Raw genomic sequence first — 2715 nt, 5'->3', positions numbered from 1 at the left:
GCGGTGGCCGGGGCGCCCTCGGAGGGGGCGGTCACCGGGGGCGGGGCTGCTGTCTGACTCAACGATCGACCGCTTTCGGCACCGATGGGGCGATGGGGGAGGGCGGGACGGTACGGTCCCGTAGGGACGCCCTCGTTGGGACGGGACCGTATCGTCGTAACGCTGAGAGTAGGACGCTTGTACGTCGCAACGCAACCGTTTCGTCGCGGCCGACTATGCTGCGGGCCATGACCACCGAACGGGGAACCCGACGCCGCGCCCCCGCAGGCGCCGCCGTCCTGCGGGAGGACGTGACCGACGCCATCCGCGCCGCCGTCTTCGAGGAGCTCGCCGCGGTGGGGTTCGCCCGGATGTCCATCGAGGGCATCGCCCGGCGCGCGGGGGTCGGCAAGACCGCCGTCTACCGCCGCTGGAAGTCCAAGCTGGCGCTCGTCCTCGACCTCGTCGCGGCCGTCGCCGCCCAGGGGATGCCCGCCCCGGCCACCGGTTCGCTGTACGGGGACGTGCGCGCCGTCCTGGAGCTGGCCGCGTACGCCCTGCGCCACCCGGTCGCCTCGCAGGTCATCCCGGACCTGCTGGTCGAGGCGGCCCGTAGTCCGGAGATCTCCGAGGCGATCAAGGCCGCCCTCCTCGACCAGCAGCAGGGCGTCGCCGCCGTGGTCGTGCGGGAGGCGGTGGCCCGGGGGGAGCTGCCGGAGGGGAGCGATCCGGACCGGGCGCTCGATCTGATCGTCGGCCCGCTGTACTGGCGGCTGGTCGTCGTCCGGGGCGAGCTCCCCAAGGGCTACCTGGACGATCTGGCCGCCTCGGCGGTGGCCGCACTCCAGCACACCTGAGGACCTTCAGCGCGCCTGAGAATCCTCAGCCCGCCGCCACCCGTGCCAGCACCTCGCCCGTGCGCGGGCTGAACGCCAGCACCGTCGCGTTCTCCGGCAGCCGCTGGTGGCGGGTCAGCAGCAGCCACCGCACCCCGTAACGGGCCGTGATCCCGTCCCGGCGGTCCTGCGGGGTCGACATATTGAGATAGGCGGCCACCGCCCGGCTCCTCTCCCGCCGCTCCGTGGTCGCGAGCCCCGCGTCCGGCAGGGCGTCGGCCAGCACGTACGCCCCGTGCCCGGCCAGCGCGTACATCGCCGGACGGCTGTCCGTCAGGACCACCTCGCCCGCCGGTACGTACGCGGTCGCCCAGGAGTACGGCTCTCCGGCGGCCTTCACGCCCTCGGCCGCCGGAGGCGCTGTCGTCTGGCTGTCGGTGGGGACGCGCGGGGCGGTGAGCCCGTTGTAGTACGGCCACAGCGCCGCCACGGTCACCGCGCACACCCCGGCGAACGCCCACCGCCACACCGTCGGCCGGATCCGGGTCCGTGTCCGGAACGCGATCAGGGTCAGACACCCGATGGCCGCGCCGATCGCCGTCTGCGGGTGGACCAGCAGGACGAGCCCGAGCAGCACCCCGATCGCGGCCGCCTCGAACCACCGGGGCGTCCGGCGGGGTGCCGGATCGCCGCGCTCGGCGACCCGGGCGGCCACGCGGCCGGTCCACGCCCACAGATGCAGGGTGACGGCGACCGCGAACGTGGTCGGCGCGCTCCAGCGGGCCGGGTCCGCCCAGTGGATCAGGCCCAGCGGTACGAGGAGGAGCACCGGCACCCAGCGGTTCGGGGTCAGCAGCCGGGTCAGCCGGCCGATCCCGGTGAGCAGGAGCAGCAGGTTCACCGACGCGGCCAGCGCCACGACGGACGGGCCGGAGAGCCCGGTGGCGCGGGCGGCCAGCCCTTGGAGCAGTGCGTAGGGGGAGTAGTGCGCGCTCGCGACGGCGGGCAGGTCGGTCATCGGGAACGCCGGGTGCAGCAGGTTCACCCGCAGCCGTTCGACGACCGCCGCCTGGAGCCCGGCCTCGCAGCACAGCGGAGCCTGCCAGGCCGCCGCCGACAGCACCGCCCACAGCAGGCCGCCCAGTACGAGGTACGGGGACGGCAGCCACAAGGGCGGCCGGGCAGCCTTCTCGGCCCCGTCGCCGACGGTCGCGGCGGGCGGGAGATCGGCGGCGGCGGAGGCAGCGGAGGCAGCGGAGAAGAGGGGCACACCTCATGGGTTCCGTGCGGCGGGCCCGTTCTCCCCGCCGCCACTCGTCCGAGGGATTTCGAGAGGTTCCGATGGATTCCGTGCGGCGGGCCCGGGAAGGGGCGGGCCTACTCCGCGTCCGCCAGCAGCCGGTCCGCGACCCGGGCCGCCGCGCCGCCGTCGTCCAGGTCGCAGTAGTCGCGGCGGAAGCTCTCGTACGCGTCCGCGTGCCGGGCCGCCGTCGTGCCCGTGTCGCGCAGGGCCTGGGCCACCTCGTCCGTCGTGACCAGCAGCGGCCCCGGCGCCCGGGTCTCGAAGTCCAGGCAGAACCCGCGCACGGTGTCGCGGTAGTGCTCCAGGTCGTACGTGTGGAAGAGCATCGGCCGGCCCGTCAGCGCGAAGTCGAACATCAGCCCCGCGTAGTCCGTCACCAGGATGTCGGCGATCAGGAGCAGCCCCGCCGCCCCCGGGTGGTGCGAGACGTCGAGCACGCCGGGCCCGGCCGGGACGCTGCCGGTGACCCGGGGGTGGCGGCGCACCAGCACCGTGTGGCCGGGGCCGAGCGCCCGGGCCAGGGCGTGAGGGTCGAGCGCCGGGTCCCAGCGGTACGGGCCGGGGGCCGTGCGGTCGGGGGAGTGGAGGGTGGCGGAC

At 75.0% G+C, this 2715-nt stretch carries 3 protein-coding genes; 1 reads left to right on the top strand and 2 read right to left on the bottom strand.

Translation table 11 applies throughout. The annotated features are described in order from the left end of the window. The first annotated feature begins 215 nt into the window (after positions 1-215). Entirely contained in the window at positions 216-836 is a 621-nt protein-coding gene (locus tag D3105_RS33265) for a TetR/AcrR family transcriptional regulator (RefSeq protein ID WP_118906536.1), read from the top strand. A 25-nt stretch (positions 837-861) separates the two neighbouring features. Here D3105_RS33265 and D3105_RS33260 read toward each other — a convergent pair whose 3' ends face one another. Both D3105_RS33260 and D3105_RS33255 read right to left on the bottom strand, forming a co-directional pair. Further along, the gene (locus tag D3105_RS33260) at positions 862-2085 is read right to left on the bottom strand and encodes a hypothetical protein (protein ID WP_118906535.1); all 1224 of its coding nucleotides are present in this window, start codon (positions 2083-2085) and stop codon (positions 862-864) included. A 107-nt stretch (positions 2086-2192) separates the two neighbouring features. Next, positions 2193-2715 (bottom strand): CDP-glycerol glycerophosphotransferase family protein (locus D3105_RS33255; protein WP_206273048.1); only part of this gene is annotated, 523 nt, incomplete at its 5' end.

It is taken from the genome of Streptomyces globisporus, from assembly GCF_003501885.1.
GTDB lineage: Bacteria > Actinomycetota > Actinomycetes > Streptomycetales > Streptomycetaceae > Streptomyces > Streptomyces globisporus_D.
The sequence above is the reverse complement of the archived record's forward strand: the minus strand, read 5'-3'. Positions and strand labels throughout refer to the sequence as shown.